This is a genomic window from Kribbella sp. NPDC005582, from assembly GCF_040605415.1.
Classification (GTDB): domain Bacteria; phylum Actinomycetota; class Actinomycetes; order Propionibacteriales; family Kribbellaceae; genus Kribbella.
In genome coordinates this window covers 317,237-332,919 of sequence record NZ_JBEXCU010000002.1, presented here as the reverse complement: position 1 = coordinate 332,919, position 15,683 = coordinate 317,237, and the positions used below count along the sequence as shown (strand labels likewise).

The 15,683-nt window shown below is 67.7% G+C and carries 15 protein-coding genes; 4 read left to right on the top strand and 11 right to left on the bottom strand.

Going from position 1 to position 15,683, the window contains the following annotated elements; genetic code table 11:
- Window positions 1-19 precede the first annotated feature (19 nt).
- The 4 genes from ABZS29_RS13155 to ABZS29_RS13140 are packed head-to-tail and all read right to left on the bottom strand — an operon-like array spanning window position 20 to window position 4,658.
- On the bottom strand, window positions 20-1,486 hold the full coding sequence (locus ABZS29_RS13155; RefSeq protein WP_355461471.1) for a mannitol dehydrogenase family protein: 1,467 nt from the start codon (window positions 1,484-1,486) through the stop codon (window positions 20-22).
- Complete coding sequence (locus tag ABZS29_RS13150) at window positions 1,483-2,328, bottom strand: carbohydrate ABC transporter permease (protein ID WP_355461469.1); 846 nt, start codon at window positions 2,326-2,328, stop codon at window positions 1,483-1,485. The genes ABZS29_RS13155 and ABZS29_RS13150 overlap by 4 nt, the downstream gene beginning before the upstream one ends.
- Window positions 2,325-3,275 (bottom strand): sugar ABC transporter permease, encoded by a 951-nt coding sequence (locus ABZS29_RS13145; RefSeq protein ID WP_355461467.1) that lies wholly within the window; start codon window positions 3,273-3,275, stop codon window positions 2,325-2,327. Before ABZS29_RS13145 ends, ABZS29_RS13150 begins: the two co-directional genes overlap by 4 nt.
- Window positions 3,276-3,290: 15 nt before the next feature.
- Window positions 3,291-4,658, bottom strand: coding sequence for a sugar ABC transporter substrate-binding protein (locus tag ABZS29_RS13140; protein WP_355461465.1), 1,368 nt, complete (start codon window positions 4,656-4,658; stop codon window positions 3,291-3,293).
- Between the two features lie 140 nt (window positions 4,659-4,798).
- Here ABZS29_RS13140 and ABZS29_RS13135 point away from each other — a divergent pair, with 140 nt between their 5' ends.
- Window positions 4,799-5,752 (top strand): sugar-binding domain-containing protein, encoded by a 954-nt coding sequence (locus ABZS29_RS13135; RefSeq protein WP_355461463.1) that lies wholly within the window; start codon window positions 4,799-4,801, stop codon window positions 5,750-5,752.
- Window positions 5,753-5,922: 170 nt separating this feature from the next.
- The gene (locus ABZS29_RS13130; RefSeq protein WP_355461461.1) at window positions 5,923-6,711 is read left to right on the top strand and encodes a phosphotransferase; all 789 of its coding nucleotides are present in this window, start codon (window positions 5,923-5,925) and stop codon (window positions 6,709-6,711) included.
- Here the strand turns inward: ABZS29_RS13130 and ABZS29_RS13125 are convergent.
- On the bottom strand, window positions 6,668-7,081 hold the full coding sequence (locus tag ABZS29_RS13125; RefSeq protein ID WP_355461459.1) for a hypothetical protein: 414 nt from the start codon (window positions 7,079-7,081) through the stop codon (window positions 6,668-6,670). The genes ABZS29_RS13130 and ABZS29_RS13125 overlap by 44 nt on opposite strands.
- Window positions 7,082-7,139: 58 nt before the next feature.
- Between ABZS29_RS13125 and ABZS29_RS13120 the strand changes: the two genes are divergently transcribed.
- Both ABZS29_RS13120 and ABZS29_RS13115 read left to right on the top strand, forming a co-directional pair.
- Window positions 7,140-7,745 carry an ATP-binding protein gene (locus tag ABZS29_RS13120; protein ID WP_355461457.1) on the top strand — a complete coding sequence of 202 codons (606 nt, stop codon included), beginning with the start codon at window positions 7,140-7,142 and terminating at the stop codon, window positions 7,743-7,745.
- Between the two features lie 101 nt (window positions 7,746-7,846).
- Entirely contained in the window at window positions 7,847-8,485 is a 639-nt protein-coding gene (locus ABZS29_RS13115; protein WP_355461456.1) for a hypothetical protein, read from the top strand.
- A 4-nt stretch (window positions 8,486-8,489) separates the two neighbouring features.
- Here the strand turns inward: ABZS29_RS13115 and ABZS29_RS13110 are convergent, their stop codons facing one another.
- The 6 genes from ABZS29_RS13110 to ABZS29_RS13085 all read right to left on the bottom strand — a co-directional run bounded on the left by ABZS29_RS13110 (window position 8,490) and on the right by ABZS29_RS13085 (window position 15,525).
- Entirely contained in the window at window positions 8,490-9,764 is a 1,275-nt protein-coding gene (locus ABZS29_RS13110; RefSeq protein ID WP_355461454.1) for a thymidine phosphorylase, read from the bottom strand.
- A complete protein-coding gene (locus ABZS29_RS13105) occupies window positions 9,761-10,153 on the bottom strand; it encodes a cytidine deaminase (RefSeq protein WP_355461453.1) in 393 nt (130 codons plus the stop codon). The genes ABZS29_RS13110 and ABZS29_RS13105 overlap by 4 nt, the downstream gene beginning before the upstream one ends.
- A gap of 172 nt (window positions 10,154-10,325) precedes the next feature.
- Complete coding sequence (locus tag ABZS29_RS13100; protein ID WP_355461451.1) at window positions 10,326-11,612, bottom strand: ABC transporter permease; 1,287 nt, start codon at window positions 11,610-11,612, stop codon at window positions 10,326-10,328.
- Window positions 11,609-12,805 carry an ABC transporter permease gene (locus ABZS29_RS13095; RefSeq protein WP_355461449.1) on the bottom strand — a complete coding sequence of 399 codons (1,197 nt, stop codon included), beginning with the start codon at window positions 12,803-12,805 and terminating at the stop codon, window positions 11,609-11,611. The genes ABZS29_RS13100 and ABZS29_RS13095 overlap by 4 nt, the downstream gene beginning before the upstream one ends.
- Window positions 12,806-14,356, bottom strand: a complete 1,551-nt coding sequence (locus ABZS29_RS13090; RefSeq protein WP_355461447.1) for an ABC transporter ATP-binding protein — start codon at window positions 14,354-14,356, stop codon at window positions 12,806-12,808.
- 89 nt (window positions 14,357-14,445) lie between these two features.
- Window positions 14,446-15,525: a BMP family ABC transporter substrate-binding protein gene (locus ABZS29_RS13085; protein WP_355461445.1), complete on the bottom strand. Its 1,080-nt coding sequence runs from the start codon at window positions 15,523-15,525 to the stop codon at window positions 14,446-14,448.
- Between the last annotated feature and the right edge of the window lie 158 nt (window positions 15,526-15,683).

Here is a 15,683-nt window from a genome sequence, read left to right as displayed (position 1 = left end):
CTGGGGTCCGGGCACCACCCTAGAGCGACTCCACAGTCTCCCGCGCCCCAATCTCGTGGAGCGACCGCAGCGCGGCGGTGTACTGCTCGACGAACCGGGCGTCGGAGGCGAGATCACCGAACAGATCCGGGTCCGAGATGAACACGAGCGGATCGGAGGGGTTGTGCTGGGCACGCTCGACCAGCTTGTCGCGCAACCGGTCGACCACCTCGATCGGCTCACCCTGCTCGTCCGTGCCCTCGGCGTACCGGGCCCACGACGCGACCACCAGCGCCGACCGCTTGATCTCGCGCCCAGCCGCGAGCTGCTCACGGATGACCGGGACCAGCCACTTCGGGATCCGGTCCGAGCTCTCCGCGCACAACCGCGCGAGCGTGTCCTTGACCTCGGGATTCGCGAACCGCTCGATCAGCTGATGCCGGTACCGGTCCAGGTCGACCCCGGGCACCGGCGGCAGCGTCGGCGTACCTTCCTCCGTCATGTAGCCGAGCAGGAAGTCGATGAACAGCTTGTCCTGGCAGACCTCATGCGCATACCGGTAGCCGGACAGATACCCCAGGTAACACAACGCCTGATGCGACGCGTTCAGCAGCCGCAGCTTCATCAGCTCGTACGGCTCGACGTCCTCAACGATCTGGACGCCGACCTCCTCGTACGGCGGTCGAACGCCACCGAAGTCGTCCTCGAGGACCCACTGGGTGAACGGCTCGCACACCACCGGCCAGCCGTCCTCGACACCGAAATGCTGCGAGAGCGCTGAGCGATCGGCGTCCGTGGTGACCGGCGTGATCCGGTCCACCATGCAGTTCGGGAAGCGGACCTCATCCTCCAGATGCGACGCCAGCGCAGGATCCTTCAGCCGCGCGAAGGCCGCCAGCATCTTGCGTGCGACGTGCCCGTTGCCCGGGATGTTGTCGCATGACATCACCGTGAACGGCGGGATTCCGGCCGCCCGTCGCCGGGCCAGCGCCTCGACCACGAACCCGAACGCGCTCCCCGGCGTCGCACCCGGTTCAAGATCGGCGGCCAGCCCGGCGTCGGACGTGTCCAACTCCCCCGTCACCTGGTTCACGTGGTACCCGCCCTCAGTGATCGTCAGCGAGACGATCCGAGTGGCAGGATCGGTCATCCGCGCCAGCACCGCTTCGGGATCGTCGGGCGCGAACAGGTAGTCCACGATCGACCCGATCACCCGCGGTTCCAGCGTCCCGTCCGGATGCTTGATCACCAGCGTGTACAGGTGATCCTGCCCGGACAGTACGTCGTACATCCGGCGGTCCTGCGGCAGGACGCCGACGCCGACGATGCCCCAGTCGAGCGCCTTCCCGTCGTTCATCAACGCGTCCAGGTACATCGCCTGGTGCGCCCGGTGGAACCCACCGACCCCGAAGTGCACGATGCCGGGGGTGACCGCCGTACGGTCGTAGGCCGGTACGGCGACCTCGTTGCCGAGGGCACCCAAAGCGGCGGTCGTCAGCGCCGTCACTTGACCGCCCCCAGCGACAGGCCCTGGACGAGCTTGTCCTGGGCCGCGAAGCCGGCGATCAGCACGGGCAGCGAGACCACGATCGACGCGGCGCACACCTTGGCGAGGAACAGTCCTTGGCTGGTCACGAACCCAGTCAAGAACACCGGCGCCGTCTGCGCCACTGTCCCGGTCAGCACTCGAGCGAAGAGCAACTCGTTCCAGCTGAAGATGAAGCAGATCAGCGCGACCGAGGCGATCCCCGGCGTGACCACCGGCGCGACCACCGACCGCAGCGTTCTCGACAAGGACGCCCCATCGACCGATGCCGCCTCGAGGATCTCCACCGGCACCTCGGAGAGGAAGCTGCGCAGCATCCAGACCGCGATCGGCAGGTTCATCGAGGTGTAGAGAATGATCAGCAGCCAGATGTTGTCGAGGAATCCGACCGACTGCGCGAACAGGTAGATCGGCAGCAGCCCGGCCACCACCGGCAGCATCTTCGTGGAGAGGAAGAAGAACAGGACGTCGGTCCACTTACGCACCGGCCGGATCGACAGCGCGTACGCCGCCGGGAACGCCAGCAGGATCACGAAGGCCGTCGACAGCACACTGGCGGTCAGCGAGTTCGCCAGCGAAGGCCAGGGACCGGTGTCGAAGAACGCCTTGTACCCGTCGATCGTCAACGGCGCCGCGATGTCCGGCGGGTTCTTGGCCGCGTCCTCCTCGGAGTGGAACGACGTCAGCAGCATCCACAGCACCGGCATCACGAACAGCAGGCCGACCACCCACGCGAGCCCGCTCAGCGCCCAACCGCCACCACGGCGCTGATGCCCTTTGACCATAGTGACCTGGCCACTCATCGGCCCGTCTCCTCTCGGAACAGCGTGGACACCGAGCGCAGCGCGAAGGTCGCGATCGCGATCGTGCCGATCACCACGATGACGCCGGCCGCGGAGGCCCGTCCGTAGTCATGGGCGGTGTAGAAGGTCTGGTAGATCGTGTACGGCAGGTTCGACGTACCGAGGCCGCCGGACGTGATCGTGAAGACCGCGTCGAAGTTCTGTACGACGTAGATCGAGCCGAGCAGTGCGGACAGTTCGAGGTACTGGCGCAGGTGCGGCAGCGTCATGTAGCGGAAGATCTCCCACTGGTTGGCGCCGTCGATCCCGGCCGCCTCGATCACGTCCAGCGGCCGGCTCTGCAGCCCGGCCAGCAGGATCAGCATCATGAACGGCGTCCACTGCCAGACCAGCGCGAAGATGATGGACCACAACGGCTGGTTGCTGATCCAGTCCGGCTGCGGCGCGTTCTCACCGAAGATCCACTTCAGCACCCCGTTGAACAACCCGTACGTCGGGTTGTACAGCGCGTGCTTCCACAGCAGCGCCGCCGCCACCGGTACGACGAGGAACGGCGTGATCATCATCGTCCGGACCGCACCCCGGCCGCGGAACTTGCGGTCCAGCAGCAGCGCGATCCCCAGCCCCAGCAGCAAGCTGATCAGTACGACGCCCGCCGTCAGCAGGATCGTCACCCAGATCGCGTGCCGGGTGTTCGCGTCGGTGAGCACCCGGCGGAAGTTGTCGATCCCGGCGAACCCGCGCTCGTCGGGGTAGTAGGCGTTCCAGTCCATGAAGGACGTGATCAGCGTTACCACGAACGGCAGCTGGGTCACGACGATCATGAAGATCAGGGCCGGGAGCAACGGCGCTCGCCGCGCCCAGTCCCCGGTCGCACGCATCAGCGACTTCTCGCCGCCGGAGTGCTTCGGCTTGGTCGCCGGAACAGGCTTGGTATCAACAGACATGAGCTCCTCCTCCCCTCACTTCGCCGCGCGCGAGCGATAGCGCTCGGCCACGTCGTCGGCGAGCACCTGCCCGCGTTTCAGCGCTTCGTCCACGCTCATCCGCCCGGCGATCGCCGAGCTCACGTCCTGACTGACCTGTGTCCCGAGATCCGGGAACTCCGGGATGTCGATGAACTGGATCCCGATCGCCGGCCGCGGCTGGGTGCCCGGATTGCGCGGATCGGCGGTCTCGATCGCCGCCTTGGTCGGGGCCGCGAACGACTCCGCTTCCTTCAGGTACGCCGGGTTCTCGTACGTCGACGCCCGCTTGCCGGCCGGGACGCGGGACCAGCCGAGCTTCTCACCGACGAGCTGCTCGTACTCTTTGCTGGACGCCCAGGAGATGAACTTCCAGGCGTTGTCCTGCTTCTTGCTCGCCTCCTGGATGCTCCACGACCACGCGTACAGCCAGCCGGAGCTGTCGGTCTCCTTCACCGGCGCCTGCGCGTAGCCGATCTTGCCCTTGACCGGTGAGTTCGGCGCCTCCAGCGAGCCTGCGGCCGACGTCGCGTCGTACCACATCGCGACGTTGCCCTGGATGAGGTTGTTGAGGCATTCGGTGAAGCCGGCCTGCGGTGCGCCCGCCTCGCCGTGGCTGCGGACCAGGTCGACGTAGAACTTGGTCGCCGCGGTGAACTGCGGCGAGTTGACCTGTGCCTGCCAGTCCTGCGTGAACCAGGTGCCGCCGAAGGTGTTCACCACGGTGGTCAGCGGGGCGAAGATCTGGCCCCAGCCGGGTTGTCCGCGCAGGCAGATCCCGCGCATCCCGGGCTGGGCGTTGTCGACCTTGGCCGCAATCTCGGCGACCTCGTCCCAGGTCGGCTTGGCCGGCATCGTGACGCCCTTGGCCTCGAGCACGTCCTTGCGGTACATCAGGAACGACGACTCGCCGTAGAAGGGTTCGCCGTAGATCTTGCCGTCCTCGCCGGACATCGACTCGGTCATCGGCTTCAGGATGTCGTTCTGATCGAACGACGGGTCGGCCGCGATGTGATCGGTCAGCGGGGCGATCCACTTGCTCTTGGCGTAGATCGGGATCTCGAAATTGCTCAGGGTCGCGACGTCGTACTGACCGGCCTGGCTGGAGAACTCCTGGCTGATCTTGTCCCGGACGTCGTTCTCCGGCAGGACCGTGAAGTTGACGTTGATGCCGGTCTTCTTGGTGAAGTTCTCGGCGGTCAGCTGCTGCAGATCGACCATCTGCGGGTTGTTCACCATCAGCACGTTGATGCTGTCGGCGCCGCCGCCACCGCCGGCGCCACCACCCCAGCCGGCACAACCGCTGACCGCACTCACCAGAAGTGCGACACCGACCGCTCCGACACGTTTTCCCTGTCTCGGCACGAGCCACTCCCTCACCGCTCATTTGAGCAAGCTTCCGCTCACTGCAACGAGTGAATCGGAACCGGGGTTGACCTGTCAAGAGTCTGTGCAACACTGGTGCACAGCTCCGCTCATATGAGCAGACAGGTTCGGGAGGTGTGATGGAACCCATCGCGGGGGGACCGGCCCAGCTGGTGCTGACGGCGTCGATCGCGCGCCGGTACTACGTCGACGGCCGGTCCAAGGTCGAGATCGCCGACGAGTTCCGGCTCAGCCGGTTCAAGGTCGCGCGGCTGCTCGACCAGGCGCGCAGCAGCGGGCTGGTGCGGATCGAGATCAGCCATCCGGGCAACGTCGACCTCGACCTGTCCGCCCGGCTCCAGGAGGCGTTCGGGCTGCGCCGGGCGATCGTCGTGGACACCCCCGAGGACGAGCCGGCCGCGCTGCGGCTCCAGCTCGGCAAGGCGGCAGCGGAGCTGCTGACCGAGATTGTCACCGCGGACGACGTACTGGGTCTGGCGTGGGCGCGCGCTGTCACGGCGATGACCGACCAGCTGACGTCACTCGCTCGCGTGCCGGTCGTCCAGCTCACCGGTGCTTTGTCGCGGCCCGACGTCGAAGCGAACTCGGTGGAGCTCGTCCGGCACACCGCTCGGTTGTCCGGCGGACCGGCATACCTGTTCTATGCGCCGTTGGTCGTGCCGGACGCGACCACGGCGCGCGCGCTGCGGCAGCAGCCGGAGGTCGCTGAGGCGATCGGTCACTTCGACGCCGTCACCAAAGCCGTTGTGGGACTGGGTTCTTGGGATGCCGGTCAGTCGACCCTGTACGACGCGATGGACACGGACGCGTGTGAGCAACTGCGGAAGCGGGGCGTGGTGGCGGACATCTCCGGGGTGTTCGTCGACGCGAAGGGGGCGCCGGTGCAGAGCAAGGTGACCGAGCGGGTGATCGCGATCAACGCCGAGCAGATGAACGCGATCGACGAGGTGATCGCGATTCCGTACGGTCTCGGGAAGGTCGAGGCGGTGCGTGCCGCGGTCCGCAGCGGGCTGGTGAACGGGATCGTTACCCACAGTCCACTCGCACGCGCCTTGCTGGACGAGGTTCCCTAGTGGACCGTCGCTGTCAAGGCTCGAGTGCTGGCGGTGTCCAGGTGGGTGCATCGCAAGGCGGAGGGGAAGCCGCGATGTTTTTCCATCGTGGCTTTTCCTCCAACGCCGCGAGGTGCCCGCATGGGCGCCGCCAGTGCCGAGACTTGGCAGCGACGGTCTACTAGCCCACCATGGGCGAGGTGGAAACCCCTCTGCTCGGTGGCACCGCGAACCGCGGGCTCGTCGTACGAGTCCGCGACACCGTCCGCCGCCCGCTCCGAGCCGGCAGCGCCGCAACCCACGCACTCCTCCAGCACCTCGAAGCAGTCGGCTTCGCCGGTGCACCGCGGTTCCTGGACATCGATGCGCAGGGCCGTGAGGTGCTGTCGTACGTGCCGGGTGAGACGGTCACACCGCCGTACCCTCCGTGGTCGATGACGGACACGGCGCTCGACAGCGTGGCGGTTCTCTTGCAGGACTATCACCAGGCCGTCGCGGGATTTCCGGCCACCGGCCTCACCTGGAACGAGCCGGTGCCGGCGGCGTACGTGGACGGGACGATCAGCCACAACGACCCGAACCTGGACAACATCGTCTTCCGGGACGGCGTCGCGGTCGCGCTGATCGACTTCGACCTGGCCGGCCCGGGGTCAGCGCTGTGGGACGTCGCCGCGGCGATCCGGCTGTGGGCGCCGCTGCGGCCCGACGACGACGTTCACGACGTACGGCGGGGTCGTACGTTCAGTCGGTTGCGTCGCTTCGCGGACACCTACGGTCTGGACGAAGCAGATCGCCGACGGCTCGTCGCGGCAACGGCCGACAACCACGTCTGGTGTATGGACTACGTCCGCCGCGGCTCCGAGACCGGACACCGCTGGTTCCACCAACGCTGGACCACTGGCGAAGCTGCTCTGACCGCCCGCACCGACGCATGGTTCACTCAGCACTCTCGGGCACTGCAGGACGCTCTCCTGCGCTAGCGCGGCCCTCGTAGTAGCTCTCCTGCAGCTTCCGGACGAAGTGCGGCACGAACACCGCCGGTCCGAGCGGCCACACCTGCCCGCCGTCCTGCAGCAGGTTGAGCCCGAAATCCAGCGCTGTGAGCCCGATCAGCAGTAGCCAGCCGTGCTGGCAGATCCAGGGACCTTCGTCGGAGATCAACCCCCAACGGGTCACCGCGCCAACGAGAAGCAGGCCGGCCATGAGCGCCAGCACCACGACCGTGGCGCCGTGCGTCCAGCCGTGCGACTCCTGCCACGGGCCGTCGTGCCGAACCGCTCGCACGACCTGCACCACCCCCGCGACCCCGACCACCGCGTAGACGGCGGCTCCCAGCTTCAGCTTCGGCACACCTGGTTATCGGTGGCCGGGGGCGAGCGTTACCGACGGGTGCCGGAGAATGGGGCGGGTGAGTGCGCGTGTGGTGTTGCTGGCCGGGCCGTCGGGGGCCGGGAAGTCGCGGTTGGCGGAGCTGACCGGGCTGCCGGTCGTGCGGCTGGACGACTTCTACCGCGACGGTGACGACGAGGCGATGCCGCGGTCACCGCTCGGGATCGTCGACTGGGACGACCCCGCCTCGTGGGACGGGTCCCGCGCCGTCGCGGCGCTGGAACTGCTGTGCAAGACCGGCGAGGCCGACATGCCGATCTACGAGATCTCCGCCGACGGAACGGTCGGGTACCGGGAGTTCAGCACCGGCGGTTCGCCGCTGATCATTGCCGAGGGCATCTTCGCCGACCAGATCACCGGCGACCTCAGGGATCGCGGGCTGCTCGCGGTCGCGATCTGCGTGCGGCACCACCGCCTCGTCACCTTCGTCCGGCGGTTCCAGCGCGACCTGCGCGAGCACCGCAAACCGCCGTTCACGCTGCTTCGCCGCGGGCTCCTGCTGCTCCGCGACGACCCGCAGGTGGTCCGCCGCTGTGTCGAGGCTGGCTGCGAACCGATGACCCCGAAGGCGGCTCTCCGCCGGATCCAAGCGCTGATTGCCGGATCCCCACGCCATCACAACTGACCGCGCGGCCCTCGTCCACGCTCACCACAGTGCTGCCAGTGCATTTGTGATGGCCTGGCGGTCCGCGGGTGTTGGGCCGTTGTTCACCTAGGCCTGCTCGGATGGGCGTTGTGAAGCGCTCGGCAGCCGCTGTCGTGACCGCTCTGCTGCTCGGCCTGACCGGCTGCGGCAGTGACGCGGGCGCTGCGGTGCGCCCGGCCGAGGCACCTGCGACCACCGCGGCGATCAAGCAGAGCCCGTACGCCGGCCTGGTCGTCCTGCCGCGCGGCTTCGTGCCGGACCCGAAGCACACCAGCGGTCCCTTCGGCATCGAGAGCTACCTGGCGAACTACTCCGCCGAACCAGCCATCGACCGCGCCCTCCTGCTGAACTCGGGCTTCGTCGAGGGCTATCGCGCCAGCCGGCTCAGCCCGGACAAGAAGCAGCGCTACGTCATTCAGTTGTTCAAGGCAGCCACCCCGGCGAACGCGAAGATGCTCGCGGACGGCTTCTGGCGCCAAGAGCCGCGCAACAAGCCCTTCCGCGTCCCCGGCGCCCTCAGCAACGCACAAGCGACGTACGACGCTGCAACCGAGAAGACCGAAGCAGTCGCCGAAGCCACCTTCGTGGTCGGCACGCTGGTCGCTCAGCTCTCGGTTCGCCAGGCAGCCCCGCTCGGTACGTCGATCCACCCGAACACAGCCCTGATCACCGAACTGGCCGCGCGCCAGCGCGCCGGTCTCACGAGCACCTCCAGCTGACGAGCTACCCGATCCGGTCGATCACCAACGGACCAGCCTCGTACGACGCCGAGACCTCGACCGCATCGGCCAACGATTCCAGCGCCCGCTCGAACCGGCTCGCGTCGTCCGCGTGCAAGGTCAGCAACGGCTCACCGGCGGTGATGGTGTCACCAGGCTTCGCGTGCATCTCGATCCCGGCGACCGCGGAGACCGGATCCTCCTTGCGGGCACGACCGGCACCTAATCGCCACGCCGCTACGCCGACCGCCAACGCGTCCAGCTTCGACAACACACCCGACGACGGCGCCGGTACGACGTGCTGCTCCGGAGCGACCGGGAGTTCGGCATCCGGGTCGCCGCCCTGGGCCGCGATCATCGCGCGCCACGCGTCCATCGCCGTACCGTCTCGCAGCTTCTCGGCCGGGTCGACATCGGTCACACCGGCCGCCGCGAGCATCTCCACGGCGAGCGCGATCGTGAGCTCGACGACGTCGGCAGGACCGCCACCGGCCAGCACCTCAACCGACTCACGAACCTCCAGGGCGTTGCCGGCGGTCAGGCCGAGCGGGACCGACATGTCGGTGAGCAAGGCAACGGTCTTCACGCCGGCATCGGTGCCCAGCGCAACCATCGTCTCGGCCAGCTCGCGCGCGTCGGCCAGATCCTTCATGAAGGCGCCGGAGCCGACCTTGACGTCCAGCACGAGCGCACCGGTGCCCTCGGCAATCTTCTTGCTCATGATCGAGCTGGCGATCAGCGGGATCGCCTCGACGGTACCGGTCACATCGCGCAGCGCGTACAGCTTCTTGTCGGCCGGAGCGAGGCCGTCACCGGCCGCGCAGATCACCGCGCCGACATCCTCCAGCTGGCGCATCATCTCGTCGTTCGACAGCGCCGCGCGCCAGCCCGGGATCGACTCGAGCTTGTCCAGCGTGCCGCCGGTGTGACCGAGGCCGCGCCCCGACAACTGCGGTACGGCGACGCCGCAGGCCGCGACCAGCGGTGCCAGCGGCAGCGTGATCTTGTCGCCGACCCCGCCGGTGGAGTGCTTGTCGGCGGTCGGCCGGGACAGCTTCGCGAAGTCCATCCGCTCACCGGATGCGATCATCGCGGCCGTCCAGCGGGCGATCTCGCGCCGGTTCATCCCGTTCAGGAGAATGGCCATCGCCAGCGACGACATCTGCTCGTCGGCCACGTCACCGCGCGTGTAGGCGTCGATCACCCAGTCGATCTGCCCGTCACTCAACTCACCGCGATCCCGCTTGGTGCGAATCACGTCGACCGCGTCGAAGCTCACTTCTCCTCCAGAAACTCGGGCCCGAACGCCTCAGGCAACAACTCACGCAACGGCCGGCTCCCGGACGCCGTCTCGATCTGCAGGCCAGGCCCGCCGTGCTCGTGCAGCAACTGCCGGCACCGCCCGCACGGCGTCAACAGCTCGCCGTTGTGATCCACGCAGGTGAACGCGACCAGCCGCCCACCGCCGGTCCGGTGCAACTCCGACACCAGCCCGCATTCAGCGCACAACGTCAACCCGTACGACGCGTTCTCCACGTTGCACCCGGCAACGATCCGCCCGTCGGCCGTCAGTGCTGCTGCGCCTACGGCGTACCCGGAGTACGGGGCGTACGCCCGGCCCATCGCCTCCACCGCGGTCGCCCGCAGCGCTTTCCAGTCCACATCCACCACCCCAGCATCCCACCCGGCACCACCGACCCCACACCCCCGGCGGTCATGCGGCCGGGAGGGTGACCTCGTGGTTGCTCGCCGCTGCGGCCGTCTGTTGTGGATCCAAGCCCTGCATCTTGTGGTGACCGTGGGATGTGGCTTGCGTGGTGGGTGGGCTGCTGGCTGTGGGTTATTCGGTTACGTACGGTTCACCGTCTGCCTTGGGGGCTCGCACTCGGCCGACCAGGCCGGCGACGGCGATGATCGTGGCCAGGTACGGCGCCATCAGCAGGAGCTCGCCGGGGATCGGGGTCTGGATGATCTGGAGCTGGGACTGGAGCTGGGTGGCGAAGCCGAAGAAGAGGGCTGCGACCATGGCGCCGATCGGGTGCCAGCGGCCCATGATGAGCGCGGCCAGGGCGATGAAGCCGTTGCCCGCGGTCATCTCCTTCGCGAACGAACCCGCGTAGCCGACGGTGAAGAACGCACCGCCGAGCCCGGCGAGGACGCCGGCCCAGAGGACCGCGGAGTAGCGGACTCGCTTGACCTTGATGCCGACCGTGTCGGCGGCCTTCGGGTGTTCGCCGACCGCGCGGACCCGGAGGCCCCAGCGGGTCTGGAAGAGCACGAAGGTGACTACCGCGACCGCGATGTAGGTCAGGTAGACCAGCACGGTCTGGTTGAACAGGATCGGCCCGATGAACGGGATGTCACCCAGCCCGGGGATCTTCACCGCGGAGAGGACCTCGGGCGTGTTCAGCTTGGCCGCGTCCTCCTGCAGGAACTGGTCGAACAGGAAGCCGGTCACACCGGTCGCGAAGACCACCAGCACAACGCCGAGGACCACCTGGTTCACCAGGTACTTGATCGAGAACACGGCGAGCAGCACCGCCATCAGTACGCCGGACACCGCGGCAGCGATCAATGCCGCCACCGGGCTGTGCGTCGTACTGGCGACAACGGCCGCGGTGAACGCGCCGACCAGGAACTGGCCCTCGATCGCAATGTTGATGACACCGGCCCGCTCGCACAGTACGCCGGCCAGCGCGCCGAGGATCAGCGGCGTGGCGAAGTTCAGCGTGCCCTGGAACTGGTTGGCGAGCGGGAAGGTCTTGCCTGCGGCGGCCCAGCACAGGAAGGCGCCGATGAAGCTGACGCCGAGGATGATCGCCAGCCAGCCGGAGTATCGCTGCGGGACCCGGCGCAGGATGTAGGCGACCGCGGCGAGGACGCCGAGGGCGCCGAGCAGCAGCGCGACCGGCTGGGCCGGGAGGCCGAGCAGGTTGCCGCTCAGGTCGCCGGAGACCAGCTGGAACGTCGCCTTGCCGCTCTTGGTGAAGATCGCCAGTCCGAGGCCGATCAGCGCGAAGACCAGCATCAGACCGCCGACACGCAACCGGCGGACGCGATCGGCCGGGGCTTCGATCGCGACCGGAGCGGCCGTCGGGACGACGTCCTGAACCGTCGAGGAGCTCATCCGTTCCAACCCTTCGCGAGGATGGCCCCGGATCCGCGATCCTTCGGCAGGAACCGGAAGACCGAGCGGACCAACGCCGGGGCCGCGACGAACAGCACGATCGTTGCCTGCAGCACCGTGGTCAGCGTCAGCGGGGTCTGCGTGATCAGCTGCATCTGCAGACCGCCCGCGTTCAGCGCGCCGAAGAGCAGGCCGGCCAGTACGGTGCCGAGCGGCGTACCGCGGCCGAGCAGCGCGACCGTGATCGCGTCGAACCCGACCGAGGCGGCGACGCCGTCGGTCAGTGGCAGGTCGGTCCCGAGCACCTGCTGGGTGCCGGCCAGGCCGGCCAGCGCGCCTGCGACGACCATTGCGATCACGTAGGCGCGGCCGACCGACATGCCCGCCGTACGGGAGGCGTCGGCATTGGCACCGACCGCGCGGAGCTCGAAGCCGACGGTCGACTTGTTGAGCAGCCACCAGACGAAGACCGCGGCGACCAGCGCCAGCAGGAAGCCGACGTGTAGGCGAGTGTCGCCGAACTGCGGATACTGCGCGTTCTTGTCGACGACCGGCGAGATCGGGTCGGCGCGGCCAGGACGCTGGAACGTCGAGGTCGTGAGCAGCCACTGCAGCAGGTAGATCGCGACGTAGTTGAGCATGATCGTGACGATCACCTCGTGGGCGCCGGTGCGGGCCTTGAGCAGCCCGACCACACCGCCCCAGATCGCGCCGCCGATCAGACCGGCCACGATCGCGACGATCAGGTGCAGGACCGGCGGCAGGTGCCACGCGAAGCCGACGTACCCGGCGAGGACCGCGCCCATGATCAGCTGGCCCTGGGCGCCGATGTTGAACAACCCGGTGCGGAACGCCAGCGAGACCGCGAGGCCGCCGCAGATCAGCGGGGTCGCCTGGGTCAGCGACTCGGTGATCGGGGTGATCCCACCGATCGCGCCGACCGCGAGCGCCTTGTACGCCTCGCCGACCGCCGACAGTGCCGCGGAGATCGTGTCCATCGGCGCGGCGCCGAAGTACCCGACCGCGGTCTTCACGTCGTCGTCGCCGACGATGATCAGGATCGCGCCGACCAGCAGCGCGAGCACGATCGCGCTCAGCGAGACCAGGCCCTGGACCGCCCACGACGGCAGCCCGGACCGGCGCGACACCTGAACCGGCCGCTTCACTGGGGCCGGGGTGGTTTCTGTGCTCATCTAGATGGTTCCCAACGTGGTCGGGTTCTCGATCGCGACGTCGTGCGCCTCGGACTTGGAGGCGCCGGCCATCATCAGGCCGAGCTCGTCGCGCGGGGTGTCGGCCGGTACGACGCCGACCACCTTGCCGCGGTACATCACCGCGACCCGGTCGGCCAGGGCGGCGATCTCGTCCAGCTCGGTGGAGACGATCAGGACCGCGGTCCCCTGGTCGCGTTCGCGCACGATCCGGCTGTGCAGGAACTCGATCGAGCCGACGTCCACACCGCGGGTCGGCTGCGAGGCGACCAGCAGCTTCAGTGGCCGGGACAGCTCGCGAGCCAGCACGACCTTCTGCTGGTTACCACCGGACAGCGACGACACGGCCAGGTCGATGCCCTGGGTGCGGATGTCGAACTCTTCCACCCGGGCCCGCGCGTTCTTGTCGATCTCGTCGGTCTTCAGCGCCAGCCCGTTGCCGAACGGCTCCTTGCGGAACAGGTCGAGCACCAGGTTCTCGGCGACCGTGAACGAGCCGACGAAACCGTCATGCCCGCGGTCCTCCGGGACGTACCCGATGCCGGCGTCGAGGCGGTGCCGGGTCGACTTGCCCGTCAGCTCCTCGCCGGAGAGCGAAATGCTGCCGGCGGCGATCGGCGTCAGCCCGAGCAGCGCCTCGGCGAGCTCGGTCTGACCGTTGCCCTGGACACCGGCCACGGCGAGGATCTCGCCGGCCCGGACCTCCAGGTCGACGTTGTCCACGGCCGTGAAGCCGCGCTCGTCGATCACGGTCAGCCCCTGCACCCGCAGTACGGCGTCCTGGGGTTGCGCCGGCTCCTTGTCGACCACCAGGTCGACCGCGCGGCCGACCATCAGCTCGGCGAGCTGCTCCTCGGTCGCGGACGGCTCGGCCTGACCGACCACCTTGCCGCGGCGGATCACGGTGATCTTGTCCGCGATCGCCTTGACCTCTTTGAGCTTGTGGGTGATGAAGACGATCGAGGTGCCGTTCTCCTTGAGCTGGCGCATCACCGCGATCAGCTCGTCGATCTCGGCCGGGGTGAGCACCGCGGTCGGCTCGTCCAGGATCAGCACGCTGGCGTCGTTCGTCAGGGCCTTGATGATCTCCACGCGCTGCTGGACCCCGACCGGGATGTCCTCGACCAGCGCCTCGGGATCGACCTCGAAGCCGTACCGCTCGGAGAGCTCGGTGACGAGCGCGTTCGCCTTCTTGCGGTCCAGTACGCCGCCGGGGTGGGTGTTCTCCCGGCCCAGCATGATGTTCTCCGCGACGGTGAAGACCGGGACCAGCATGAAGTGCTGGTGCACCATGCCGATGCCGTGCCGGATCGCGTCGCTCGGCGAGGTGATCCGCACCTTCTCGCCGTCGACGAGGATCTCGCCGGAGTCGGGCTGCAGCAGCCCGTACAGCATGTTCATCAGCGTGCTCTTGCCGGCGCCGTTCTCACCGAGCAGGCAGTGGATCTCGCCCGGCTCGATGACCAGGTCGATGTGATCGTTGGCGACCAGCGAACCGAAGCTCTTCGTCAGGCCGGACAGCTCGAGATGCATGCGTGATGCCTTCCCTGAATCAGACCGAGAGCCAGGAAGGCTGACCTGTTCTGGTCTGCCCTCCTGGCTCGCACCGTACTACGCGGTGGTCAGGACGCCTTCGGCTGCGCCTGGGACTTGATGGTGATCTTGCCGCTGACGATGTCGGCCTTGATCTGGTCCAGCTCGGTCTTCAGCTCGGCCGGGACCTTGCTGTCGAACTCGTGGAACGGAGCCAGCGACGTACCGCCGTTCTCCAGCGTGCCGATGAACTGCTTGTTGTCGAACTTGTTGTCGACGACGGCCGTGATCGCGTCCTGGACGGCGACGTCCATACCCTTCTTGACGCTGCTGATCAGGACCGAGCAGTACTCCGCGGCGGACTCGCAACCGTCGGTGTCGACCCAGATCGCGTTGACCTTGCCGTTGCTGGCCTTGGCGGCCTGCAGACCACCCAGACCCGACGGGCCGGCCACCGGGAAGATGATGTCCGCACCCTGGGTGATCAGGTTCTGGGCGTTGTTCTGGCCCTTCGCCTTGTCCTCGAAGTCACCGGTGAACAGGCCGTCCTGCTTGGCCTCGTCCCAGCCGAGCAGGGTGACGTTCTTGGACTTCTGCTTGTTGTAGTACTCGACGCCCTCGGCGAAGCCGTCCATGAAGATCGTCACCGGCGGGATCTTGACGCCGCCGAAGGTGCCGACCTTGCCGGACTTGGACATCGCCGCGGCCAGGTAACCGGCCTGGAAGCTGGACTGCGCGGTGTTGAAGCCGAGCGGCTTCACGTTGGCGATCGGCTTCGCCGGAGCGGAGTCGACGATCGCGAACTTGATGCCGGCGTTGTCGGTCGCCGCCTTGTCGGTGGCGTCCTCGAGCTTGAAGCCCACCGCGACGATCACGTTGCACTTGGCGGTGACCATCGCGGCCATGTTGGTCGGGTAGTCGTTGTCGGACTTCGACTCCGCCTTGACCTCGGTCAGGCCCTTGGCCTTCACCGCGTCCTGCAGCCCCTTGTACGACGTCTGGTTGAACGACTTGTCGTCGAAACCGCCGGAGTCGGAGACCATGCACGCCTTGAAGGCCTTGTTGTCAGCACCTCCGGCGTTGCCGCTTTCCGTCGGCTTGCTGCCACAAGCTGCGACGGCGAGCGTCAGCACGCCCACGATCGCGGTTCCCCGCACGAACTTCTTCACCGGACGTCTCCTTCGTCGTACCAGACTGTTGGCCCGCACGCCTGCCCCTGCGTGCCATCCGCAGACTATAGGGGCGGCCAGTGCTAGTTAGAACGACAAGATGACCTCGATACCGGAAAGTGACCGGCACTTTCGTCACATTTCCGCAACTCCTGCGG